This is a genomic window from Streptomyces sp. Qhu_M48 (assembly GCF_051305195.1).
Classification (GTDB): Bacteria; Actinomycetota; Actinomycetes; order Streptomycetales; family Streptomycetaceae; genus Streptomyces.
On record NZ_CP195432.1, the window covers coordinates 5578471 to 5601022 of the forward strand.

Genomic DNA, 22552 nt, shown 5'->3' on the forward strand with positions numbered 1-22552 from the left:
GGTCACACCTCGGGTCGCAGGGTCGCGAGGCACTCCTCCAGGAACGCGAGGGCCCGCAGATGGTACGTACGGGCCGTCAGACCCAGACTGATGTTGTGGCCGGCGCCGGGCAGCCGCTCGACGAGCAGCCGGGGCGCGGCGGTGAAGCGGCGGGTGAGCCGGGCGAGGGCCGCCTCGTCGTGACGCCACCACGACTCGTACTCCGCGAACGTAAGCCGTACCGGGACACGGACCCGGGCCGCCACGTCGGGGAACATCCCCGGCCAGCGCAGGGCCTCGGCCCGCTCCCGTTCCGGCATGGGGGCGACGAGGGCGCCGCTGGCCGTGAAGGTGCCCGGCGGGTAGAGGCGCAGGGCGCCCCAGTTCCGGGTCCAGTGGCCGTGGCCGCGGGTCCCCGGGAGGTCGTCGGGCCCCACCGCGTACTCCTGTCCGCAGCCCGAGACGTCGAGCCCCAGGAGGCGGGCGCCGGCGTCCCCGGTGTCGTCGGCGGCCGCGGTGAGCGCCAGCTTCCCGCCGTAGGAGTGGGCGAGCAGGAAGAGCCCCGCCCCGGTGGCGTGCCGGGCGCAGTGGTCGGCGAGGGCGGCGCGCAGGGTGTCCGACTGCTCCTTCAGTGTCTGGCCGTGGGGCAGCCGGGCGGTGGACTCGCCGTATCCGGGGCGGTCCAGGGAGAGGACGGTGAACCCCAGACGGGCTCCCAGGGTGAGCAGGGACAGGCCCTGCTGGGCCTGCCCGTGGAAGTAGCCCGCGCTCATGCCGCCGCCGTGCAGGGCGACGACGGTCGCGCGCGGCGCGGCCGGTTCGCCGAGGGGCCCGGGCTCCGGTTCGGCGAGCAGGGCGGAGAGCGGGACCCCCGCGCCGTCCAGGACGATCCGGCGTACGCCCCCGGTGAGGGGCGCCGCCGGAACACTCGTCGTGGCGGTCACCGGGTCGCGCCTCCGTCGGATGTGGAGCCCGGGCCCGTGGCGGGCGCCCCGAACCAGCGGAGCAGGGCCGCCTCCAGGCTCCCGGCGGCGCCCTGCCCGTCCGAGGTCCACACGACGTGGCCGTCGGGCCGGACGAGGACGGCGGACGTCCCGGCGAGCGCGTCCGTACCGTCGACCGGGCGCGGTACGGCGGTCACCGTGACCACCCGGTCCTTCCAGGCGGCCGCCGTCTCCCGTACCCCCGTGTCGTCGGCGAGGTCGAGCAGCAGGCCCTGCGCGGAGTGGAGCAGCCGGGTGGTGCTGGTCTCCCCCGCCGCGGTGGTGAGCGCCCGGGGTGCGAGGCGCGCCCCGACGAGCGGGCCGTGCGGACCGCCGGGTGCGGCTGTGCCGTCCGGGCCGGTGCCGCTCAGGTCGTAGCGGATGTCGAGGCCGCTGACGACACCGGCCAGGTGCCGCTTCACGTCGTCGTACGCGAGGAGTTCGGTGAACAGTTCGCGCAGCGGGTCCGACTCCTCGCCGCCGAGGAAGACCGTGCCCTGGGCCCGGGTGTTCATGAGGAGGCGCTGCCCCACCGGGTGGCGCTCGCCGTGGTACGTGTCGAGCAGGCCGTCGGGCGCCGAGCCGCGGACCACGGCGGCGAGCTTCCAGCCCAGGTTGGCGGCGTCCTGGACGCCGGTGCTGAGTCCCTGCCCGCCGGCCGGGAGGTGGATGTGGGCGGCGTCGCCCGCGAGCAGCACCCGGCCGCGCCGGTACTCGGTGGCCTGCCGCGTGGTGTCGGTGAAGGAGCTGACCCACTCCGCGGAACCGCCGCTGATGTCCTCGCCCGTGATGCGCTGCCAGGCGGCGGCCACCTCGGTGAAGCCCACGGCCTCGGAGTCGCGGCGGTCCCGGGGCGGGGTGCCGTGCGGGCAGACGATGATCCGGTCCACGCCCTCGGCGAGCGGCGCGGCCATGACCATGCCCTCGGGCAGCCGTTCGCCGAGGAAGCGCGGCTTCAGGCCGCAGCCGACGACGTCCGCGAGGTACATCTCGCGGGTGGCGGGGGTGCCGGGGAAGTCGAAGCCCGCGGCCCCGCGTACCGCGCTGTGCCCGCCGTCGCAGCCGACCACGTACGCCGCGCGGAGCGTCCGTTCGCCCTCGGGGGTGCGCACGGTGATCTCCACCGCGTCGGCGTCCTGGGCCAGTCCGGTGAACTCCCAGCCGCGCCGGATGTCGGCGCCGAGCTCGGCCGCCCACTCCTCCAGGACCGTCTCGGTGGTGTACTGCGGGATGCCCCGGGCGCCGAAGTGGGCGCCCTCCAGGACGGTGTAGTCGAACTGCACGCCGCCGAAGTGCCCCATCGGGCTGGTCTCCGGGGTCTCGCCCCGGCCGAAGCGGGGCAGCAGCCCGCGCTGGTCGAAGACCTCCATCGCGCGGGCCGTGAAGCCGAGGCCCCGCGACTGGCCGGTGGGGCGTTCCAGGCGCTCGGTGACGAGGACCCGGGCGCCGCCGAGGCGCAGTTCGCCGGCGAGCATGAGGCCGGTGGGTCCGGCGCCGACGACGATGACGTCGGCGTCCGTGGAGGCGTCGGACGAGGACGCGCGCGTGCCGTCCGAGGTCCCGGTGCCGGTCTCGGCCCGGAGGCGGTCGGTGGCGGTCGGGTGTCCGTCGTCAGGACTGATCAGAGGCATGGTTCCGAGCCCTTCGTCGGGGTGGGTGGGTGGGAGCGCCGAACCAGCGGCGCAGGGCCGCCTCCGGTCCTTCGCCGTCCACCGAGGACCAGGCGAGATAGCCGTCGGGCCGGACGAGGACGGCGTCGAGGCCGTCGAGCGCGCCGCCGGGCACGGGCCGGGCGGCGGCCACGCCGACCCGGCCCGGCCAGGCGGCGACGGTCTCGGAGACGACACCGGCCGTGGGGGCGCCGGTGCCGTCGGCCGAGGTGGTGTCCGTGGGGGCGCCGGACAGCGCCACCCACACGCCCCGTCCGGCACGCAGGTGCGCGGTCACGGCCTCGTGGCCTTCGGCGAGCGCGGTGGGGGGCAGCCGGGCGCCGGTCAGGGGGTGGACGGCCGCCTCCCCGGCGCCGTGTCCGGTCCCGGTGCCCGGCCCGTACCGGATGTCGAGTCCGGAGATCTTCCCGGCCAGGTGCGTCCGTACCTCGTCCAGGCCGATGAGCGGGCCGAGCAGGGAGCGGACGGGCTCCGCCTCGGGGCCGCCGAGGAGCAGCAGGGCCTGCGCCCTGATGTTGGCGAGGACCTGACGGCCGACGGCGTGCCGCTCCTCGTGGTACGTGTCGAGAAGCCCGGCCGGGGCGGTGCCGCGTACGGTCGCGGCCAGCTTCCAGCCGAGGTTGACGGCGTCCTGGAGGCCCAGGTTGAGGGCCTGGCCGCCGATGGGCATCTGCTGGTGGGCGGCGTCCCCGGCCCAGAGGACGCGTCCCTCGCGGTAGTGGGTGAGCTGGCGGTTGGCGTCGTGGAAGGCGTTCACCCAGAGCGGGGTCCCGCCGCCGATGTCCTCGCCGGTGACCCGCTTCCAGACGTCCACGACCTCGGCGAAGGCAGGCTCCCCGGTACGGGGGGACGCGGGCCGGCCGAAGGCGTGGACCATCACCCGGGTGACGCCGTCCCTGCGCGCCGCGACGGCGAGTCCGCCGGGCAGCCGCTGGAAGCGCCGGTTCGGCACGTCGATCCCGGCGACGTCAGCGCGGAGCAGCTCGCGCCGGGCCTCCTGGCCGGGGAACTCGGCCCCGGCCAGGGCCCGTACGGTGCTCCGCTCGCCGTCGCAGCCGACGAGGTACCGGGCCCGGACCCGGACCTCGTCCCCGTCCGGGCCGGCCGCCCCGGCCTCGACGTACGTCTCCGTCACGGTGAGGGAGTGGAGCGCGTGGCCGCGCCGGAGGTCGGCCCCGAGGCCGGTGGCCCACTCCTGGAGCAGCGCTTCGGTCCGGGTCTGCTCGACCTTCCACTGTCCGGGGTGGGGACCGGGCAGGGTGAGGTCGAGAGGGATGCCCCCGAAGTGCCCGCGGGGCTCGGACGGCGGGGTGCCGAGCGCCGCGAGGAGGCCCCGGTCGTCGAGCAGCTCCATGGTGCGGGCGTGCAGGGTGGAGGCCCGGGACTCGGTGGTGGGGGTGGCCCTGGCCTCCAGGACGATCACGTCCGCACCGCCGAGCCGCAGTTCGCCGGCGAGCATCAGACCGGTCGGCCCGGCTCCGATCACGACGACGTCGGTCTCCAGGGTCGGCATGGTTCAGCCCTTGCCCTCGGTGCGGACGCCGCCCTCGGTGCGGGCCCTGCCCTCGGCGTACTCCTTGGCGTACCCGAGGGTGGCGCGGCTGTTGGTGCTGAGCGCGGTGCGCACGTAGTCGCGGGCGTCGGCGACGGTGGCGTCGGCGCCGAGGATCCGCGCGATGTTCCCGGTGTCGAGGACGACCGTGTGCTGCGAGGAGGCGGTGACGCCCTGGCCGTCCTCGTTCTCCTCGAACGTCCAGTAGCCGGTGTGCAGGGTCATGAGCGCCGGCAGGGTGATCTGCTTGTAGGCGATCCGGTGGTGCGGGAAGGTCACCCGGTACGACTTCGTGGTGTGGGTGGAGCCGTCCTTGGCCCGGGTGTCCATCTCCAGGCTCTGCAGTCCGGGCGTCTTCTCCTCGAAGCGGACGGTGGCGACGTGCGGCAGCCGCTCCGGCCAGTGGTCGGCCTCGTTCACGAAGTCGTAGACGTCCTTGGCGGAGCCGTCGACCGTCACGGTGTCCTCGAAGGAGAAGGTGATCTCCTCGGAGGCGTGGGCCAGTTCGACGTTGGTCTTGAGGGCGGCGAGCTCCGAGCGCGAGTTGCGGTCGACGGCCTCGTCGATCCACCTCAGGCCCTCGGGGTCGTCGTCGATCGCGCGGTAGTCGTGCAGCAGCCGGATCCGGGACTCGGTCGAGGAGAGCGGCTCGATGATCCAGGTGCCGCCCATGGCCGCGACGGGCGGGGTGGAGACCTCCTGGCGGAAGGTGATCCGGAGGTTCTCGGGGTCCAGGGTCCGCCGGGACGTCCAGTTCTTCGGAGCGCCGTTGGCGGTGGCCCAGATCCGGATGCGCTCCTCCCGCTCGCCGCGCTCGACGTGGTCGACGTAGAGGGTGGGCGGGAAGATCCGCGGCCAGTTCTCCACCTCGGCGATCAGCCGGTACACGGCCGGGGCCGGGGCCGTGACGGTGATCTCGTGCTCGACCTCACGGGTCGTCATCGTGAACTCTCCTCGGGATGGGGCGGGTTGGTCGCCGGGGATCGGAAGGCGCGGACCGGGGGCGCCGGTCGGGCGCGGGAGGTCAGAAGTTGCCGAGTCCTCCGCAGACGTTGAGCGCCTGCGAGGTGATGGAGGCGGCGGTGTCGGAGGCGAGGTATCCGACGAGGCCGGCCACCTCCTCGGCGGTGGAGTAGCGGCCGAGCGGGATCTTCGACTGGAACTTCTCGAGGATCGCGTCCTCGGAGGTGTCGTACGCGGCGGCGTAGCCCTGGCGGACGCGCTGGGCCATCGGCGTCTCGACGTAGCCGGGGCAGACCGCGTTGACGGTGATGCCCGTGGGGGCGAGTTCGTTGCCGAGGGCCTTGGTGAAGCCGACGACGCCGTGCTTGGAGGCGGAGTAGGGGGCTCCGAGGACGACACCCTGCTTGCCGGCGGTCGAGGCGATGTTGATGATGCGGCCGCGGGACTTCTCGCGCATGCCGCCGGTGGTGAGGGCCTCGCGGGTGAGCCGGAAGACGCTGTTGAGGTTGGTGTCGATGACGTCGTTCCACAGCTCGTCGGTGATGTCGGCGGTGACGCCGCCACCGCTGCGGCCGGCGTTGTTCACGAGGACGTCGACGGTGCCGAAGCGGTCGACGGCGGCGCGGACGAAGGCCTGGACGTCGTCGCCGGAGCGCACGTCGAGCGTCGTGCCGTCGACCTCGTACCCCTCGTCCTGGAGCTGCTTGACGGTGGCGGCGACGTTCTCGGCGCTCCGGGCGCCGAGGAACACCCGGTGGTTCTGGGCCGCGAGGAGCCGGGCGACGGCGAGGCCGATGCCGCTGGTGGCTCCGGTGACGAGGGCGACCCTCTTCTCCTGCTGCTTCTCCTGCTGGGACATGCGGTGTCGTCTCTTCTCTGCCAGGGGCGGCGGTACGGGCGGCGGGTGCGGGGCGCCCGGGTGTCGTCGGGTCGGTCAGGAGGCGGCGGCGGCCGACAGGTGCGTGTTGACGGCCTCGACGAGGGCGCGCGGGGTGTCGGCGTCGGACAGCACGTCGTCGTCGAGGGTGATGGAGTACTCGCGCTCGATGCGGCTGCCGGTCTCCAGGAGGGCGAGGGACTCGTAGCCGAGGGTCTCGAAGTGGCTGTCGAGGATGTCGCCGTCGAGGTCGACGCCCTCGGCGGCGCCGGCGCCCTCGCGCAGGATCCGCTTGAGGTCGTCGAGGGTGAAGGGCTGGGTGCTCATGGTTCTTCTCCTGTACGGGGTGGGTGACGTGTGTGGTGTGTATGACATGTGCGGTGTGTGTCCCGCGGTGTTCGGCGCGGGGAAGGTCAGCGCGCGGAGCGGACGACCATCGCGGAGTTGAAGCCGCCGTGACCGCGTGCGAGCACCAGGGCGGTGTCCACGTCCGCGTCACGGGGCCGGCCGACGACCAGGTCGAGGCCGTACGCGGCATCCGGGTCGACGTTCACGGTGGGCGGGATCACGCCCTCGTCCATCGCGAGGAACGCGGCGGCGAGGTCGAGCGGCGCGGCACCGGAGTACAGGCGGCCGGTCATCGTCTTGGGCGCGGTGACCGGGACGGCCCCGGTGCCGAAGACGCCGTTGATCGCCTCGGCCTCGACGCGGTCGAGCTCGGGGACGGCGGCGGCGTCCGCGAAGACGACGTCGATGTCGCCGGGCGTCACGTCCGCGTCGGCCAGGGCGAGTTCGATCGCCTTCCGCAGGCCGGGCTCGCGGCCGCTGCCGGGCCGGGGGTCGAAGGTGGAGCCGTACCCTGCGATCTCGCCGTAGATCCGGGCCCCCCGCTCCCGGGCTGCCTCGGCGGCCTCCATGACGAGGATCGCACCGCCCTCGCCGGGCACGTGGCCGCGGGCCTCGCGGTCGAAGGGCACGTACGCGCGGGTCGGTTCCTCGCTGGTGCTCAGCCGGTCGGAGGCGAGCTGCGCCACCCAGCCCCAGGGGCAGAGGGAGGCGTCGACGCCACCGGAGACGATCAGCCGGGTGCCCTTGCGGATCTGGCGGCGGGCCTGGGCGACGGCGTCGAGCCCGCCGGCCTGGTCGCTGACGACCACGCCACTGGGGCCCTTCATGCCGTTGCGGATCGATATCTGGCCGCTGTTCACCGCGTAGAACCAGGCGAAGGACTGGTACGCGCTGACGTACTGGCTGCCCTGGCTCCACAGCTTCTGCAGCTCGCCCTGGCCGAACTCGAAGCCGCCGGAGGAGCTGGCCGTGACCACGCCCATGTCGAACTCGCCCTGCTCGTCCGGGCTGACGCCCGCGTCGGCGAGCGCCCAGTCCGCGGCGACGAGCGCGATCCGGGTCATCCGGTCGGTCTGCGGCAGCAGTCGGCTCGGCAGGTGCTCCTCGGCGGCGAAGCCGGGCACCTCGCCCGCGAGGCGGGCCGGGTAGCCGGAGGGGTCGAAGCGGGTGAGCCGGCCGATGCCGCTCTTGCCCGCGAGGGTCGAGGCCCAGAAGTCCTGCCGTCCCAGGCCGTTGGGCGCCGCGACGCCCAGGCCGGTCACCACCACGGACGCGCTCATGCGGTCTTCCTCTCGGGACGGGCGAGGACCATGGCGCTCTGGAAGCCGCCGAATCCGCTGCCGACGGTCAGGACCGAGTCCGTCAGCTGCTCGCGGGCGACGAGCGGCACGTAGTCCAGGTCGCATTCGGGGTCGGGGGTGTGCAGGTTCGCCGTCGGCGGGACCACGTTGTGCTCCATGGCGAGCGCCGAGGCGGCGATCTCGATGGAGCCGATGGCGCCGAGGGAGTGACCCACCATCGACTTGATGGAGCTGACCGGGGTCCGGTACGCGTGGTCCCCGAGGCTCTTCTTGAAGGCGGCGGTCTCGTGGCGGTCGTTCTGCTTGGTGCCCGAGCCGTGCGCGTTGATGTAGTCGATCTCGGTCGGGTTCATCCGCGCCTCGTCGAGCGCGACCCGGATCGCCTCCGCCATCTCGGCGCCGTCCGGCCGCAGACCCGTCATGTGGTAGGCGTTGCTGCGGGTGGCGTAGCCGGCGATCTCGGCGTAGATGTGGGCCCCGCGTCTGCGGGCGCTCTCCAGCTCCTCCAGGACGAAGACGGCCGCGCCCTCGCCGAGCACGAAGCCGTTGCGGGTGCCGTCGAAGGGCCGGGAGGCGTGCGCCGGGTCGTCGTGCCGGTTGGTCGTCGCCTTGATGGCGTCGAAGCAGGCCATCGTGATCGGGGAGATCGGGGCGTCGGAGGAACCGGCGACCATGACGTCGGCCGAGCCCTCGCGGATCAGCTCCACGGCGTAGCCGACGGAGTCGAGGCCGGAGGTGCAGCCGGTGGAGACCACGGTGTTGGGGCCCTCGGCGCCGACCGCCCACGCGACCTCGGCCGAGAAGGAGCTGGGCACCAGGTAGTTGTAGAGGTGCGGGACCGCGTACTCGTGGTCGACGAGGTCGAGCCGGCCGCCGTCGCTGACGGTCCGGTACTCCTCGTCGAGCCCCATCGTGGCGCCGACCGCGCTGCCGACGGTGACGCCGACGCGGTGCGGGTCGTGGGCGCCGAGGTCGATGCCGCTGTCGGCGACCGCCCCGCGTGCGGCGACCACCGCGAACTGGGCGGCCCGGTCCATGCGGCGGACCTCCTGCGGGCTCAGCCCGTGGGCCGCCGGGTCGAAGTCGATCTCGGCGGCGACGCGGGAGCGGAACGGTGCCGGGTCGAAGAAGGTGATGCCCCGGGTGGCCGTGCGGCCCTCGCTGAGCAGGTCCCAGAAGGCCTTGGACCCGGTGCCACCGGGGGCCAGGACCTCGATGCCGGTGATGACGACGCGTCGCGCGGTCACGCGTTCGCCTCCCAGGTGTAGAAGCGGGTGGCCATGGCGTCGGCGGGCGAGCGCCAGGTGGCCGGGTCGTAGGCCTCGATGAACGGCTTCAGGTCCTCGCTGATCCCGACGAACCGCGGGTCGGTCTTGGCCCGTTCGATGAGCTCACCGCCGTTGTCCGTGTCGAAGTCCTGGAGGTGGAAGTAGAGACCCCGGTACGAAAAAAGCTGACGGCGTCGCGTCCCCATGAGATGAGGCATCTCGGAGGCGTCGAATTCGGCGAACAGCTTGGCGACGTCGGTGCTCGATCCGGGCTCCATACGGGCCACGATCAGAGTGCTGTGCATTGCGTTCTCTCCTCACCGGAAGAAGTCCTGGAAAAGGACGTACTGAAGAAGGCCGGGAAACGGCGTGAAAGGGATGGAATTCGCGGTGATCGGGCACCGCCGCGTGAATTCAGTCCTTGATGTCGCAGAGGGCGGCGCCGGAGGTGATGGACGCGCCGACCTCGGCGTTGAGGCTCTTGACGGTGCCGGAGCGGTGGGCGTTGAGGGGCTGTTCCATCTTCATGGCCTCCAGGACGACGATCAGGTCGCCCTCCTTGACCTCCTGGCCCTCCTCGACCGCGACCTTCACGATCGTGCCCTGCATCGGGGAGGCGAGGGTGTCACCCGAGGCGGCGGGGCCGGACTTCTTCGCCGCGCGGCGCTTCGGCTTCGCACCGGCCGCGAGACCGGTCCGGGCCAGCGTCATGCCGAGGGAGGACGGGAGCGACACTTCCATGCGCTTGCCGCCGACCTCGACGACGATGGTCTCGCGGCCCGACTCGTCCTCGTCGGCGTCCGTGCCGGCCGGGGCGAAGGGCTTGATCTCGTTGACGAACTCCGTCTCGATCCACCGCGTGTGCACCCGGAACGGGTCGGCGGTGAAGTCGGGATCCACCACGACGGCCTGGTGGAAGGGGATGGCGGTGGCCATGCCCTCGACCTTGAACTCGCCCAGGGCACGCGCGGCGCGCTGGAGGGCCTGCTCGCGGGTGGCGCCGGTGACGACCAGCTTGGCCAGGAGGGAGTCCCAGGCCGGGCCGATGACGGAGCCGGACTCGACGCCCGCGTCCAGACGCACCCCCGGACCGGTCGGCGGGGCGAAGAGGGTGACGGTGCCAGGGGCGGGCAGGAAGCCGCGGCCCGGGTCCTCCCCGTTGATACGGAACTCGAAGGAGTGACCCCGGATCTCCGGGTCGCCGTAACCGAGCTCCTCGCCGTCGGCGATCCGGAACATCTCCCGCACCAGGTCCAGGCCGGTGACCTCCTCGGTCACCGGGTGCTCGACCTGGAGGCGGGTGTTGACCTCGAGGAAGGAGATCGTGCCGTCGGCCGCGACCAGGAACTCCACCGTCCCGGCGCCGACGTAGCCGGCCTCCTTCAGGATCGCCTTCGACGCCGCGTACAGCTCCGCGTTCTGCGCCTCGGTCAGGAAGGGGGCGGGGGCCTCCTCCACCAGCTTCTGGTGCCGGCGCTGCAGCGAGCAGTCACGGGTGGAGACGACGACCACGTTGCCGTGGGTGTCGGCCAGGCACTGCGTCTCCACATGCCGGGGCCGGTCGAGGTAGCGCTCCACGAAGCACTCACCCCGGCCGAAGGCCGCCACCGCCTCACGCACGGCGGAGTCGTACAGCTCGGGGACCTCCTCCAGGGTGCGGGCGACCTTCAGGCCGCGCCCGCCACCACCGAAGGCGGCCTTGATCGCGATCGGCAGCCCGTGCTCCTTCGCGAACGCCACGACCTCCTCCGCACCCGAGACCGGGTCGGGGGTGCCCGCGACCAGGGGGGCGCCGGCGCGCTGGGCGATGTGACGGGCGGCGACCTTGTCACCCAGATCCCGGATGGCCTGCGGCGGCGGCCCGATCCACGTCAGCCCCGCGTCCAGCACCGCCTGCGCGAACTCCGCGTTCTCCGACAGGAACCCGTACCCCGGGTGAACGGCGTCCGCACCCGAGTCCTTCGCCGCCTGGAGCACCTTGCCCATGTCCAGATAACTGGTCGCCGGAGTGTCACCGCCCAGAGCGAACGCCTCGTCGGCCGCCCGGACATGCAGAGCATCCCGGTCCGGCTCGGCGTACACGGCCACGCTGCCGATACCCGCGTCCCGGCACGCCCGGGCCACACGGACAGCGATTTCGCCACGGTTGGCGATGAGCACCTTACGCACGACGGTTTCAACTCCTGATCGACTCGCCTTCTCCACGCCTCTTCCGGATTTCCGGAAAGAGGCCCGAAGCCGGTGCACCGGACCTTCACCACAAGCTTGTTCGGATTCGGTTGGTCGTTCAAGACACATCGGTTCAGGGCTCGGTCAGAATTCACAAGCCCATGGCGCCTGTGTGGCAGAAGCGCCAGGCGAATGTCAGAACCGCGTCAGACACCCCGGTGACCGGCACGACATGAAAGAGGCCCGCCCCGCCCGGCACCAGTGGTGGTGCCGGGCGGGTCAGGCCGGGGCGGTCGTGTCCCCCTCGGTCAGCGTCGGCGGTGCCGATGGGTCACGGGGGTCGGGGAGGGGTGGGGGTGGGCTCAGCCGCGCCCGAGGCGGAATCCCACGCCTCGGATCGTGATCACCCAGTCGCTCGCGCCGAGTTTGTGGCGCAGGCTGCTGACGTGGGTGTCGACGGTCCGCCGGGACCAGGTGTCCCCCCACACCTGCTGCATGAGCTGTTCCCGGGGGATGACGGTGTCGGGGTAGGAGGCGAGCAGGAAGAGCAGGTCGAACTCCTTGCGCGTCAGATCGACGTCCTTGCCGTCGAGGGTCACCTGCCGCGCCGCCGCGTCGATGTGCAGCGGTCCCCGGGTGACCACGCGGGATGTCGACGGCCTCGGCCGGGCTCTGCGCATGACGGCCTCCATACGGGCCATCAGTTCACGGAAGCCGTAGGGCTTCACCAGGTAGTCGTCCGCGCCGGCCTGGAGTCCGAGGACGCGGTCGAGTTCGCTTCCCCGTCTCGTCACGGCGATCACCGGGACGTCCCCGGCACTCCTGATGCCCCGACAGACCTCCAGGCCGTCCAGGTCCGGGAGCTCCAGGTCGATCAGGACCAGGTCGCAGTCTCCGTAGGCCTGGAGGGCGGCGCCTCCGGTGTCCACCCGGCAGACCTCGTGGCCGTGCCGCCGGAGCCCCTGGACGAGTTCCTCCCCCTCCCTGCCGCAGCTCTCCACGACCAGGACCCGCCAGCCGGTGGCGGCGGCAGGGCCGCGTCTCCCGCGTGTGTCGACACTCACGCCCGACACGCTCGCCCTGCCGACGAGACGTGGGGCGGGTATATGGGGCTCCTTCAGTTCTACGGACGACAGGCTCACGGTTCCCCCTAGGACCTATTTTCCTCAGCTCCGGGCCCCTCGCGGAATCCCGGACTTGCGAGGCCCGTGTGGGACCCCGCACCGGAACGATAGAAACCGCTGCGCCGGTTTGTCAAAGGTCATTTCCCTATCACGTACTTCAGGGAATGCCGATACCTTCGCGCCAGAAAGTTGACATCGAGTTGACATTTCAGTGCCCGATATCAAGCATTCACAGGCGGTTTGTCCGCTTGTTTCCACGCTTTAACAGCACTCCCCCGTATGCAGCGGAAGACACGAGCAGCCTTGACTACTTCTTGACAAACCGGCACCACGGTTTGTTAATGGGGGCGTCACTCCACTGGTACGGTTCGCCGACCCCGCCCCCGTCCGCCCTTCGGGCACCGACGCGTTCCGCTTCCGTCCCGGGCCGGGAATTCACCCGCGCGGTAAGCGCTCAAGGCCACACGAAAAGCTCGTACAATACCAAGCAGTCGGTTTAATTGTCGTCGAGCGGTACGGCGCGACGGGGCGCGAGCCCGTACCGCTGAGACGCATGGTGCTCTGGAGCCATTGGTGACCAAACAAGAGCGGGCCACACGGACCCGCGACGCGCTGATCAAGTCGGCGGCCATCGAATTCGACCGGCACGGCTACGCCCTGGCCAAACTGTCCGCGATCAGCTCGGGAGCGGGCGTGAGCCCCGGCGCGCTCCACTTCCACTTCGAGAACAAGGCGGCCGTCGCCGCCGCCGTCGAGTGCGCGGCCTCCACCGCACTGCGCAGGACCGCCCGGATCGTGTACCGACAACGGTCGAACGCCCTGCAGAACCTCACCGACACCGCGCACGCCGCCGCTCGACTGCTCCGCGAGGACATCGTCGTCCGCGCGGGATTCCGGCTCAGCTGCTCCAACAGCGGCCGTACGGAGCTGAATCTGCGCCAGGAATGGCAGAGCTGCGTACAACAACGCCTCGCGGAGGCGGCCGACGAGGAGCTGCTGGCCACCGGCATAGGGAGCCGACAGGACCTCGCCCGCACGATCGTGGCCGCCACCATCGGCCTGGAGGCCCTGTGCCGGGACAACGACGAGTGGCTGTCGCCCCGCACCGTCACCGGCCTGTGGCGGACCCTGCTGCCGATGCTGGCCCACCCGGAGGCGCTCGCCGGCCTGCAACCGGCGGGCACCATGGCCGGCACGGGGCGGACGCACGCGCCGGTCGGCTGACTCAGAGCGCCGTGCCTCCCGTGGCGTCCACGTACTGGCCGGTGATCCAGCGCGCGTCGTCGGAGACGAGGAAACCGACCACGTCCGCGATGTCGGCCGGAGTCCCGATCCGGTTGAAGACCGAGAGGGCCGCGAGGGCCGCGCTCGCCTCCGGGGTCGCCCTGCGCCACGCGTTCATGTCCGTCGCGATGTAGCCGGGGGCCACGGCGTTGACCGTGATCCCCCGGGGACCCAGCTCCTTGGCGAGGGCGAGGGTCATCGTGTCGACGGCGCCCTTGGTCATCGCGTAGGTGACCGATTCGGGGAAGGCGTGCTTCGTCACCGCCGAGGAGATGTTGACGATCCGGCCGCCGTCGCGCAGCCGGTCCAGGCCCCGCTGGATGAGGAAGAGCGGGGCCTTCACGTTGATCGCGACCAGCCGGTCGAAGACCTCGGTGGTGAGCTGGGTGATGCGGCCCGATCCGCTCGCGGCGGCGTTGTTGACGAGGATGTCGAACGAGGGCTCCTCGCCCCGCGCCGCGAGGCCCTCGTCAAGGGCGGCGTAGAAGGTGTCGACGGCGTCGGGCGCCCCGAGCTCCGCGCGGAAGGCGAAGGCCCGGCCGCCGCGCCCCTCGATGATCTCCACCGTCTCCAGGGCGGCCTTCTCGTTGCTGCCGTAGTGGACGGCGACGAGTGCCCCGTCCCCGGCCAGCCGCTCGGCGATGCCTCTTCCGATGCCGCGGCTCGCCCCTGTGACGATCGCGGTCCTGCCGGCCAGCGCGGACATGTCGGTGGTGCCTACCTTCTGTTCAGGAACGAGCGAGGAGACCTTGGTACCACGGAGCGTGGTCGGCGAACCCCTCGGTGAAGCCCGGCCCCGGGTCGACGCCCGGCATCCGCCAGGGGCGGTCGTCGGCGAACCAGTGGTCGGTGGCGAGCATGGCCAAGTGGTGCTGCGCGAAGGGGAGTTCGGCGAGCAGCGCGCGGGCCGTGGCAAGGTCCACCACCGGGCCCCGCGGGGTGCCGGTGCGGTGGACGAGCAGTGCCTCCGCGGCCGCGAGGAGTTCCGCGACCGGGACCGGGTCGGGGTGGGCGACGTAGTACGGCCCCGCCTCGGTCGCGGGTGAGAGCGCCGCGCCGAGCAGGGCGCGCGCCAGGCCGTCCACCTCGACCAGGGAGTGCAGCGAACTCCCCCCGTCGAGTGGGCCCGGCAGGGCCGAGAGAAGCCGGACCAGGCCGGGGATCACCTGTCGGTCACCGGCGCCGTAGACGAGGTGGGGCCGCAGGACCGAGCCGCCCGCGTCCAGGACGTACCGCTCACCCGCCGCGCGCGTGCGGCTGGTCGCGGAGCCGGGGGCGAGCGGCAGCGTGCCGGGGGCGGCGGCGCGGAAGGGGCCGCGGCCGTGGACGGAGGCGGTGCTGAGAGCGACGACGCGGGTCACTCCGGCCCACACGGCGGCGTCGACGAGGGCCCGGGTGCCCTCGTCGTTGACCGCGCGGGCCGACTCCTCGTCGCCGCCGATGGCGGAGGCGCAGTGGATCAGGACGTCGATCCCCTCGCAGGCGCGGCGCAGCGAGTCGGGGTCGCGCAGGTCGCCCAGGACGGTCTCGGGTCCGGCCTGGGCTCCCTCGCGGGTGGGCGGGCGGCGGACGAGCAGCCGTACGTACGGGGGCTCCGTCGCGGAGAACAGCGGCGTCGTGGACGTCGGCGACGAGGCCGCCGCTGGCGCCGGGACAGGTGCTGCCGCCCCCTCCGGGGCCGGTGCCGCGGTCCGGGCCGTGGCGGGTGCCGCCGCCCTCCCCGCCGCCGGGCCCGCCGTGGCCGCCGCGGCCACCCGGCCGCCGATGAATCCGGTCGCGCCGGTGATCAGGATGCGAGGGCCCATCGTGACGATCCGGTTCAGCCCGCCAGCCGACGGTCGAGGCCGGTCGAGGCCACCGCCGGTTCGCGGGTCGGGGAGGTGAGCATGGAGACGAAGACGGGCGTGCCGTCCTGGTGCCCGGAGACCCTGACCGTGGTCGTCGAGGGGTCCGGGCCAGCCACGGTTTCGGCCTCGATCCAGCACGGGCTGTCGAGTTCGACGTAGCGCGAGAAGGAGGTGTCCAGGGCGGTGGGCAGGTAGGCCGGGTTCCCGAGCGTGATCGTCGCCGCCTGCCGGGCGGCTTCGAGCAGGACCATTCCGGGGACGTGGTCGTTCGGGCGCCGGAAGAGGGTGGTGTGGGCGGTGTTGATCCGGAGCTGCCACTGACCGGGGCGGGTGCCGGGTCCGAGGACGACGTCCTCGGAGCGCTCGCGGCCGACGAGGTGCGGGGCGACGCCGGGTATCAGGGGTACGGGCCGGCCGAGCGCGTCCATCCGCTCGCCGCGCATCCGGCGGTAGGCGAGGGCGGAGGTGCAGCGGGCCTCGCCGCCGCCGGTGCCGAGGAGCCGGCCGTCACGGGTGAGCGCCATGGAGACGCGCAGCTCCCGGAGGCGTCCGCGCCGGGTGGTGGCGTCGGAGCAGACCACGTCGACCTGGATGTCCGAGGAGAGTCCGTCCACGGCGAGCGCGTCGGGGTCGGCGTCGTAGAAGACGCTCCACATGACGAACTGATCGTCCAGGGGTACCCCGAGTTCGGCGTGAGCCACCAGCATGGTCGTCTGGCGTATCGTCTCGGCCACCAGTACGGGGTCGTGACGGACCCCGGCCACCGGAGAGAAGAAGGGATGTGAGGCAGGCCAGCGGGCGGAGACGGAGAACCGATTCTCCTGCAGCTGCGTCCAACCCGTGGGGATGATGTCTGCGGGGTCCGCGCGGTGGACGTACTCCCCAGGGACGTGCGTCGTCACGCCTCGACGGTTCCCCTCCATGGATCCCCCTACCTTCCCCACACCCCCGGCGGCGAAACCCGCCAGAAGTAGAATACGTACAGCGCGGTTTTCTTTTCAATGCTTCACGTCACACGTTGAGCACAGACAGCGAGACAGCAGGAGGCGCCTTGGCGCAGCAAGCGCGTGCAATTCGAACCCGTCGGGTGATCCTCGAATCGGCCGCAGCCGTCTTCGCCGAGCGTGGTTACGAGCGCACGACCATCGGCGAGATCCTGGTGCGCGCCGGGGTGACCAAGGGAGCCCTGTACTTCCACTTTGCTTCCAAGGAAGATCTCGCCCTCGGCGTTCTCGACGCCCAGTTGCTCGACGAGCCGCTCACTCCCCAGGACATCAAGCTCCAGGAGCTGGTGGACCAGGGCTTCCTGCTCGCGCACCGACTCCAGCGCGACCCGCTCGTGCGCGCGAGCGTGGCCCTCGCCCTGGACAGCGGGGCCACGAGCGTCGACCGGGCCGCGCCTTTCCGTGCCTGGATCGACCAGGTGTCGGAGGTGCTCACGGTGGCCAAGGCGCGGGGCGAAATCCTGCTCCACGTGAATGTGACGGATACGGCGGAACTCTTCTCGGGTGCTTTCGCGGGAATTCAGACGATGTCTCAGATTCTTTGCGAACGTAATGATCTGACGCATCGTGTTGTGGTTCTGCTCCAGCACGTCCTGCCGAGCATCTGCACGCCCGCACTGCTCACGGGACTGGACATGAGCGAGGGCCGCGCCCGGCAACTCGCCCTCGACTACGACGCGAGCCGGCTCCGGCGGGAAGAAGGAAACCTCGCAGACACTCCCGGTTGACAAAACCGACCGAGCGGTCCCTTGAGCGCCCCGACACGAACAGTGTCGGGGCGCTCTGGCGTCATGGCACTGAGTGTGTTTTGCTGAGGGTACTCAGTGCCACAAGCGTCTAGGGGAGCTCCACATCATGGGCAAGGACTTCGACCTGTATCGGCCCTCCGAGGAGCACGACATGCTCCGGGAGTCGGTCCGTGCTCTCGCGGAGGCGAAGATCGCGCCGTTCGCCGCGGCGGTGGACGAGGAGGGCCGTTTCCCGCAGGAGGCCCTGGACGCGCTGGTCGCCAACGACCTGCACGCCGTGCACGTCCCCGAGGCCTACGGCGGCGCGGGCGCGGACGCCCTCGCGACGGTGATCGTGATCGAGGAGGTCGCCCGCGCGTGCGGCTCCTCCTCGCTGATCCCCGCCGTCAACAAGCTGGGCTCGCTCCCGGTGATCCTGTCCGGCTCCGAGGAGCTCAAGCACCGCTACCTCGGCCCGCTCGCCAAGGGCGACGCGATGTTCTCCTACGCCCTGTCCGAGCCCGACGCCGGCTCCGACGCCGCCGGCATGAAGACCCGCGCCGTGCGCGACGGCGACTTCTGGGTCCTCAACGGCGTCAAGCGCTGGATCACCAACGCCGGCGTCTCGGAGTACTACACCGTGATGGCCGTCACCGACCCCGACAAGCGCTCCCGGGGCATCTCCGCCTTCGTCGTGGAGAAGTCCGACGAAGGCGTCTCCTTCGGCGCCCCGGAGAAGAAGCTCGGCATCAAGGGCTCCCCCACCCGCGAGGTCTACCTCGACAACGTCCGCATCCCCGCGAGCCGCATGATCGGCGCCGAGGGCACCGGCTTCGCCACCGCCATGAAGACCCTCGACCACACCCGCGTCACCATCGCCGCCCAGGCCGTCGGCATCGCCCAGGGCGCCCTCGACTACGCCAAGGGCTACGTCCGGGAACGCAAGCAGTTCGGCAAGCCCATCGCCGACTTCCAGGGCGTCCAGTTCATGCTCGCCGACATGGCCATGAAGCTCGAAGCCGCCCGCCAGCTCACCTACGCCGCCGCCGCCCGCTCCGAACGCGTCTCCGCCGGAGCCGACAAGCAGGACCTCACCTTCTTCGGCGCCGCCGCCAAGTGCTTCGCCTCCGACATCGCCATGGAGGTCACCATCGACGCCGTCCAGCTCCTCGGCGGCTACGGCTACACCCGCGACTACCCCGTCGAGCGCATGATGCGCGACGCCAAGATCACCCAGATCTACGAAGGCACCAACCAGGTCCAGCGCATCGTCATGGCCCGCAACCTCCCGTAACCCCAGCTCCCCGAAAGGAGACAGGCCGTGACCCTGAAGATCGCTGTCTGTGTGAAGTACGTCCCCGACGCGACCGGCGACCGCGGATTCGCCGACGACCTGACGACCGACCGCGAGGCCGTCGACGGTCTGCTCTCGGAGCTGGACGAGTACGCGGTCGAGCAGGCTCTGCGCATCTCGGAGGAGGCCGACGACGCCGAGGTCACCGTCGTGACCGTGGGACCGGACGACGCCAGGGACGCGCTGCGCAAGGCGCTGTCGATGGGCGCCGACAAGGCCGTCCACGTCAACGACGACGACATCCACGGATCGGACGTCTTCGCGACCTCCGCGATCCTGGCCAAGGCCCTGGAGAAGACCGGCTTCGACCTGGTCGTCTGCGGCATGGCCTCGACCGACGGCGCGATGGGCGTGCTGCCCGCGCTGCTCGCCGAGCGTCTCGGCCTCCCGCAGGTCACCCTGCTCTCGGAGGTCTCCGTCGAGGACGGCACCGTGAAGGGCCGCCGTGACGGCGACGCCGCCACCGAGCTCCTGGAGGCCCCGCTGCCGGCCGTCGTCTCGGTCACCGACCAGTCCGGCGAGGCCCGCTACCCCTCCTTCAAGGGGATCATGGCCGCCAAGAAGAAGCCGGTCGAGGAGCTGGACCTGGACGACCTGGACATCGACGCCGACGAGGTCGGTCTCGCCGGTGCCTGGACCCTGGTCGACGCCGTGGCCGCGCGCCCGGCCCGTACGCAGGGCACGATCGTCACGGACGAGGGCGACGGCGGCAAGCAGCTCGCCGCCTTCCTCGCCACCCAGAAGTTCATCTGACCTGCCGTCAGCCTGACACCCACACAGGAGCAACGAATCATGGCTGAGATCCTGGTTCTCGTGGACCACGCCGACGGTGCGGTCCGCAAGCCGGCCCTCGAACTGCTGACCCTGGCCCGCCGCGTCGGCGAGCCCTCGGCGGTCGTCCTCGGCGCCGGCGAGGCCGCGGCCTCGATCGCCGCCACCGCCGGCGAGTACGGCGCGGCCACCGTGTACGTGGCGGACGGCGCCGAGTTCGCCGACCAGCTGGTCGTGCCGAAGGTCGACGCGCTCACCCAGCTCGCCCAGGAGAAGGGGGCGGCCGCCGTCCTGGTGACCTCCTCCGGCGAGGGCAAGGAGATCGCGGCCCGCGTCGCGCTCCGCCTCGGCTCCGGCCTGATCACCGACGCCGTGGAGCTGGAGGCCGGCGAGAACGGCCCGGTCGCCACCCAGTCCGTCTTCGCCGCCTCGTACCAGGTGCGCTCGACGGTCACGCACGGCGTGCCGGTCATCACCGTCAAGCCGAACTCCGCCGCCCCGGAGGCCTCCTCGGCCGCCGGTACGGTCGAGAACGTCACCGTCTCCTTCACCGGCAAGGCCGCGAAGGTCGTCTCGCGCACCCCGCGCGTCTCCACCGGCCGCCCCGAGCTCACCGAGTCCGCGATCGTGGTCTCCGGCGGCCGCGGCGTCGGCGCGGCCGAGGGCTTCGCGGTCGTCGAGAAGCTGGCCGACTCGCTCGGCGCGGCCGTCGGCGCCTCCCGCGCCGCCGTGGACGCCGGCTGGTACCCGCACTCCAACCAGGTCGGCCAGACCGGCAAGCAGGTCTCGCCGCAGCTGTACGTGGCCGCGGGCATCTCCGGCGCGATCCAGCACCGGGCCGGCATGCAGACGTCGAAGACGATCGTCGCGGTCAACAAGGACCCGGAGGCCCCGATCTTCGACCTGGTGGACTACGGCGTGGTCGGTGACCTCTTCGAGGTGCTGCCGCAGCTGACGGACGAGATCGGCGCCCGCTGACCGTCCCGTCGCCCGACGCGAGAAGGGGCGGTGGGTGGCACTCTGTGCCACCCACCGCCCCTTCTCGTGTGCGCCGTGTCAGATCCAGCCGTCGAGCGTCAGATCCAGCCGTCGAGCGGGACCTCTTCGCAGAGCCGGACGACCGGTCGGCGGCCGGTCACGCCGACGCCCGAGGAGACCTTGACCCGGACCCCCGGACGCACCGCGTGGAGGGGACCGTCGACGTGGCAGCGGACCGTGAACCCCTCCGTCATGTACACCGGCCAGAGATCCGCGTCGGCCGCGGCGACCCCGCGCCGTACGGAGATCACGCCCTCGCCCTCGCTGAGTTCGGGCGAGAGCTCGGTCGACCCGCAGGTCGGGCAGAGCAGTCGCTGGAAGGTCGTGGTGTGACACCAGCGGCAGCGCTGGAAGTAGAGCTCGGCGTCGGGGGCGGACTCCTCGGCCGCCTGGAAGGCGGTCCCGCTCCTCAGTCCGGTGTGGAACACGATGGGTTCTCCTTGCACTCGGCGGCTCGACCGTGCATGGAGCAAAGATATGGCACTGAGTGCCATCAAATAAAGACCTGAGTTCCCTCAATTAGAGATACCGAGATCCCCGACGCCGCCCACGGCCGCCCTCAGCCCTCGCCGAGGCTCGCCTCCACCTCGCGCACCACGCGCCACATCGGGGTGGAGCGCTTGGTGATCACCACCACGACGTCCTCGGCCTCCTCGGCCGGCGTGTCCACGACGGCGTCGGGGCTCCAGGTGGTGCGGACGAACTCCAGGGCCCGGTCGACCTCCGCCAGCGGGTCGCCCTCCCCGCCCGAACGCAGCCAGTGCCGCAGGGCGTGGTTGTGGGCGGCGACCACGGCCGCCGCGGCCACGTTGGCGCGCAGGGTGCCGTCCCTGCGGTCCGCCCAGCGGGTGCGCAGATAGTCGCCGAGGGTCTTCTCGTACCGCCAGACGACCGACAGTTCGTACGTGCGCAGCCCGGCCACCTCACGGGTGAGCCGGTAGCGCTGGACGGAGAAGGTCGGGTTCTCGGCGTACATCCGCATGACGAGCCGGGCGGCGCCGCAGACCCGGACCATCGGGTCGTCGGAGTCCGCGCTCGCCGCGAGGAAGCGGGTCATGTCGGCGAGGCACTGCTCGTGGTCGGGGAAGACCACGTCCTCCTTCGACGGGAAGTACCGGAAGAAGGACCTCCGGCCGACGCCCGCGAGGGTGACGATGTCGTCGACCGTGGTCTGCTCGTAGCCCCGCTCCAGAAAGAGCTGGAAGGCCGCGGCGATGAGGGAATCCCGCATCGCGGGCTTCGTGGAGTTCGTCGACGCTGTTCCCATGGCCCGAACCTAACATCCGGACGGCCCTCACGCGGCACTTGGTGCCGGACTAAACCGGCACCGAGTGCTCTCACGAGGGTACGGAGGCTCAGTGAGGTCGCCGGTGACACCGACCGCGGAGGCGGTGGAACCGCCGACAGAGGCGGTGGGGCGGCCGGCGGGGGCCGTGGGACAGCCGGCGGGGGCGGTGGAACGGCCGGCGGGCTGTCCCCGGGCCGCCGACGGGACGGCTCAGTGGCCGCCGACGGGCCGGTTCAGCGAGCCGCCATCCGGAGCGCGCCGTCCATCCGGATCGTCTCGCCGTTGAGGTAGTCGTGTTCGGCGACCATCGTCACCAGCCGGGCGTACTCCTCCGGGCGCGCGAGCCGCTGCGGGAAGGTGACGCTCGCGGCGAGACCCGCCCTGACGTCCTCCCCGAACCCGGCCATCATCGGGGTGTCGACGATGCCGGGGGCGATGGTGACGACCCGGATGCCGAACTGCGCCAGGTCCCGCGCGGCGGTGACGGTCATGCCCGCGACGCCAGCCTTGGAGGCGGCGTAGGCGATCTGGCCCACCTGGCCCTCGAAGGCGGCGATCGAGGCCGTGTTGACGACGAGACCGCGCTGGCCGTGCTCGTCGGGCTCGTGGCGGGCGATGGCCTCGGCGGCCAGCCGCATGACGTTGAACGTACCGAGCAGGTTGACGTGGAGCACGGACCGGAACAGGTCGAGGTCGTGCGGCCCAGGATGCGGGCGGAGGGCGCGATGCCGGCGCAGTTCACGGCCAGCCGCAGCTCGGCGCCGTCGGCGTCGATCGCGGCGAGGGCCTCGCGGACCCGCTGCTCGTCGGTGACGTCCGCCGCGAGCAGTCGGACGCCCTCGGGGAGCGGCCCCGCGGCGGCCACGGCCTTGTCCAGGTCGAGTCCGTACACGGTGGCGCCCCGGGCGGCGAGCGCGGCCGCGGTGGCGGCGCCGAGACCGGAAGCGGCGCCGGTGACGAGAGCGGCGGAGCCGGCGATGTCCATGGAACTCCTCGTTCGGGTC

At 71.9% G+C, this 22552-nt stretch carries 21 protein-coding genes and 1 pseudogene; 5 read left to right on the forward strand and 17 right to left on the reverse strand.

What is annotated here, in order from left to right:
- Nucleotides 1–2: 2 nt before the first annotated feature.
- The 11 genes from ACRRSS_RS25240 to ACRRSS_RS25290 all read right to left on the reverse strand — a co-directional run bounded on the left by ACRRSS_RS25240 (nucleotide 3) and on the right by ACRRSS_RS25290 (nucleotide 12174).
- Nucleotides 3–923 carry an alpha/beta hydrolase gene (locus tag ACRRSS_RS25240; protein ID WP_435973400.1) on the reverse strand — a complete coding sequence of 307 codons (921 nt, stop codon included), beginning with the start codon at nucleotides 921–923 and terminating at the stop codon, nucleotides 3–5.
- Nucleotides 920–2593 carry an FAD-dependent monooxygenase gene (locus ACRRSS_RS25245; protein ID WP_435973401.1) on the reverse strand — a complete coding sequence of 558 codons (1674 nt, stop codon included), beginning with the start codon at nucleotides 2591–2593 and terminating at the stop codon, nucleotides 920–922. Before ACRRSS_RS25245 ends, ACRRSS_RS25240 begins: the two co-directional genes overlap by 4 nt.
- The gene (locus ACRRSS_RS25250) at nucleotides 2574–4145 is read right to left on the reverse strand and encodes an FAD-dependent monooxygenase (protein WP_435973402.1); all 1572 of its coding nucleotides are present in this window, start codon (nucleotides 4143–4145) and stop codon (nucleotides 2574–2576) included. The genes ACRRSS_RS25245 and ACRRSS_RS25250 overlap by 20 nt, the downstream gene beginning before the upstream one ends.
- A 3-nt stretch (nucleotides 4146–4148) precedes the next feature.
- Nucleotides 4149–5126, reverse strand: a complete 978-nt coding sequence (locus ACRRSS_RS25255) for an aromatase/cyclase (RefSeq protein WP_435973403.1) — start codon at nucleotides 5124–5126, stop codon at nucleotides 4149–4151.
- An 82-nt stretch (nucleotides 5127–5208) separates the two neighbouring features.
- Nucleotides 5209–6006: a 3-oxoacyl-ACP reductase FabG gene (gene fabG, locus ACRRSS_RS25260; RefSeq protein ID WP_435973404.1), complete on the reverse strand. Its 798-nt coding sequence runs from the start codon at nucleotides 6004–6006 to the stop codon at nucleotides 5209–5211.
- Nucleotides 6007–6081: 75 nt separating this feature from the next.
- Entirely contained in the window at nucleotides 6082–6351 is a 270-nt protein-coding gene (locus ACRRSS_RS25265) for an acyl carrier protein (protein ID WP_351910704.1), read from the reverse strand.
- Between the two features lie 86 nt (nucleotides 6352–6437).
- Nucleotides 6438–7652: a ketosynthase chain-length factor gene (locus ACRRSS_RS25270; RefSeq protein WP_435973405.1), complete on the reverse strand. Its 1215-nt coding sequence runs from the start codon at nucleotides 7650–7652 to the stop codon at nucleotides 6438–6440.
- Complete coding sequence (locus tag ACRRSS_RS25275; protein WP_435973406.1) at nucleotides 7649–8920, reverse strand: beta-ketoacyl-[acyl-carrier-protein] synthase family protein; 1272 nt, start codon at nucleotides 8918–8920, stop codon at nucleotides 7649–7651. Before ACRRSS_RS25275 ends, ACRRSS_RS25270 begins: the two co-directional genes overlap by 4 nt.
- A complete protein-coding gene (locus tag ACRRSS_RS25280) occupies nucleotides 8917–9246 on the reverse strand; it encodes a TcmI family type II polyketide cyclase (protein WP_351910699.1) in 330 nt (109 codons plus the stop codon). Before ACRRSS_RS25280 ends, ACRRSS_RS25275 begins: the two co-directional genes overlap by 4 nt.
- Nucleotides 9247–9355: 109 nt before the next feature.
- Nucleotides 9356–11110 (reverse strand): acetyl/propionyl/methylcrotonyl-CoA carboxylase subunit alpha, encoded by a 1755-nt coding sequence (locus tag ACRRSS_RS25285; protein ID WP_435973407.1) that lies wholly within the window; start codon nucleotides 11108–11110, stop codon nucleotides 9356–9358.
- Between the two features lie 362 nt (nucleotides 11111–11472).
- Nucleotides 11473–12174, reverse strand: coding sequence for a response regulator transcription factor (locus ACRRSS_RS25290; RefSeq protein ID WP_435973408.1), 702 nt, complete (start codon nucleotides 12172–12174; stop codon nucleotides 11473–11475).
- A 633-nt stretch (nucleotides 12175–12807) separates the two neighbouring features.
- Here ACRRSS_RS25290 and ACRRSS_RS25295 point away from each other — a divergent pair.
- Complete coding sequence (locus ACRRSS_RS25295) at nucleotides 12808–13458, forward strand: ScbR family autoregulator-binding transcription factor (protein WP_435973409.1); 651 nt, start codon at nucleotides 12808–12810, stop codon at nucleotides 13456–13458.
- A 1-nt stretch (nucleotide 13459) separates the two neighbouring features.
- Here the strand turns inward: ACRRSS_RS25295 and ACRRSS_RS25300 are convergent, their stop codons facing one another.
- The 3 genes from ACRRSS_RS25300 to ACRRSS_RS25310 are packed head-to-tail and all read right to left on the reverse strand — an operon-like array spanning nucleotide 13460 to nucleotide 16288.
- A complete protein-coding gene (locus tag ACRRSS_RS25300; RefSeq protein ID WP_435973410.1) occupies nucleotides 13460–14224 on the reverse strand; it encodes an SDR family oxidoreductase in 765 nt (254 codons plus the stop codon).
- A gap of 22 nt (nucleotides 14225–14246) precedes the next feature.
- Complete coding sequence (locus ACRRSS_RS25305) at nucleotides 14247–15323, reverse strand: NAD-dependent epimerase/dehydratase family protein (protein WP_435973411.1); 1077 nt, start codon at nucleotides 15321–15323, stop codon at nucleotides 14247–14249.
- 14 nt (nucleotides 15324–15337) lie between these two features.
- Nucleotides 15338–16288 (reverse strand): ScbA/BarX family gamma-butyrolactone biosynthesis protein, encoded by a 951-nt coding sequence (locus ACRRSS_RS25310; RefSeq protein ID WP_435973412.1) that lies wholly within the window; start codon nucleotides 16286–16288, stop codon nucleotides 15338–15340.
- Nucleotides 16289–16416: 128 nt separating this feature from the next.
- Here ACRRSS_RS25310 and ACRRSS_RS25315 point away from each other — a divergent pair, with 128 nt between their 5' ends.
- The 4 genes from ACRRSS_RS25315 to ACRRSS_RS25330 all read left to right on the forward strand — a co-directional run bounded on the left by ACRRSS_RS25315 (nucleotide 16417) and on the right by ACRRSS_RS25330 (nucleotide 20200).
- Nucleotides 16417–17097 carry a ScbR family autoregulator-binding transcription factor gene (locus tag ACRRSS_RS25315; protein ID WP_435973413.1) on the forward strand — a complete coding sequence of 227 codons (681 nt, stop codon included), beginning with the start codon at nucleotides 16417–16419 and terminating at the stop codon, nucleotides 17095–17097.
- Between the two features lie 127 nt (nucleotides 17098–17224).
- Nucleotides 17225–18391 carry an acyl-CoA dehydrogenase family protein gene (locus ACRRSS_RS25320; protein ID WP_435973414.1) on the forward strand — a complete coding sequence of 389 codons (1167 nt, stop codon included), beginning with the start codon at nucleotides 17225–17227 and terminating at the stop codon, nucleotides 18389–18391.
- A gap of 27 nt (nucleotides 18392–18418) precedes the next feature.
- A complete protein-coding gene (locus ACRRSS_RS25325; protein ID WP_435973415.1) occupies nucleotides 18419–19204 on the forward strand; it encodes an electron transfer flavoprotein subunit beta/FixA family protein in 786 nt (261 codons plus the stop codon).
- 39 nt (nucleotides 19205–19243) lie between these two features.
- Nucleotides 19244–20200, forward strand: coding sequence for an electron transfer flavoprotein subunit alpha/FixB family protein (locus ACRRSS_RS25330; protein ID WP_435973416.1), 957 nt, complete (start codon nucleotides 19244–19246; stop codon nucleotides 20198–20200).
- A 98-nt stretch (nucleotides 20201–20298) separates the two neighbouring features.
- Here ACRRSS_RS25330 and ACRRSS_RS25335 read toward each other — a convergent pair whose 3' ends face one another.
- The 3 genes and pseudogenes from ACRRSS_RS25335 to ACRRSS_RS25345 form a co-directional block, all read right to left on the reverse strand.
- Complete coding sequence (locus ACRRSS_RS25335) at nucleotides 20299–20688, reverse strand: zinc ribbon domain-containing protein (RefSeq protein WP_435973417.1); 390 nt, start codon at nucleotides 20686–20688, stop codon at nucleotides 20299–20301.
- A 131-nt stretch (nucleotides 20689–20819) separates the two neighbouring features.
- The gene (locus ACRRSS_RS25340) at nucleotides 20820–21527 is read right to left on the reverse strand and encodes a TetR family transcriptional regulator (protein WP_435973418.1); all 708 of its coding nucleotides are present in this window, start codon (nucleotides 21525–21527) and stop codon (nucleotides 20820–20822) included.
- Between the two features lie 254 nt (nucleotides 21528–21781).
- Nucleotides 21782–22533, reverse strand: a pseudogene (locus ACRRSS_RS25345) (SDR family NAD(P)-dependent oxidoreductase).
- Nucleotides 22534–22552 lie beyond the last annotated feature (19 nt).

What these genes read in the sequence shown, in the direction of transcription:
- ACRRSS_RS25245 (WP_435973401.1), bottom strand. Translation starts at nt 2,593, where the DNA reads ATGCCTCTGATCAGTCCTGACGACGGACACCCGACCGCCACCGACCGC.
- ACRRSS_RS25300 (WP_435973410.1), bottom strand. Translation starts at nt 14,224, where the DNA reads ATGTCCGCGCTGGCCGGCAGGACCGCGATCGTCACAGGGGCGAGCCGC.
- ACRRSS_RS25250 (WP_435973402.1), bottom strand. Translation starts at nt 4,145, where the DNA reads ATGCCGACCCTGGAGACCGACGTCGTCGTGATCGGAGCCGGGCCGACC.
- ACRRSS_RS25310 (WP_435973412.1), bottom strand. Translation starts at nt 16,288, where the DNA reads ATGGAGGGGAACCGTCGAGGCGTGACGACGCACGTCCCTGGGGAGTAC.
- ACRRSS_RS25320 (WP_435973414.1), top strand. Translation starts at nt 17,225, where the DNA reads ATGGGCAAGGACTTCGACCTGTATCGGCCCTCCGAGGAGCACGACATG.
- ACRRSS_RS25255 (WP_435973403.1), bottom strand. Translation starts at nt 5,126, where the DNA reads ATGACGACCCGTGAGGTCGAGCACGAGATCACCGTCACGGCCCCGGCC.
- ACRRSS_RS25305 (WP_435973411.1), bottom strand. Translation starts at nt 15,323, where the DNA reads ATGGGCCCTCGCATCCTGATCACCGGCGCGACCGGATTCATCGGCGGC.
- ACRRSS_RS25280 (WP_351910699.1), bottom strand. Translation starts at nt 9,246, where the DNA reads ATGCACAGCACTCTGATCGTGGCCCGTATGGAGCCCGGATCGAGCACC.
- ACRRSS_RS25265 (WP_351910704.1), bottom strand. Translation starts at nt 6,351, where the DNA reads ATGAGCACCCAGCCCTTCACCCTCGACGACCTCAAGCGGATCCTGCGC.
- fabG (WP_435973404.1), bottom strand. Translation starts at nt 6,006, where the DNA reads ATGTCCCAGCAGGAGAAGCAGCAGGAGAAGAGGGTCGCCCTCGTCACC.
- ACRRSS_RS25330 (WP_435973416.1), top strand. Translation starts at nt 19,244, where the DNA reads ATGGCTGAGATCCTGGTTCTCGTGGACCACGCCGACGGTGCGGTCCGC.
- ACRRSS_RS25270 (WP_435973405.1), bottom strand. Translation starts at nt 7,652, where the DNA reads ATGAGCGCGTCCGTGGTGGTGACCGGCCTGGGCGTCGCGGCGCCCAAC.
- ACRRSS_RS25340 (WP_435973418.1), bottom strand. Translation starts at nt 21,527, where the DNA reads ATGGGAACAGCGTCGACGAACTCCACGAAGCCCGCGATGCGGGATTCC.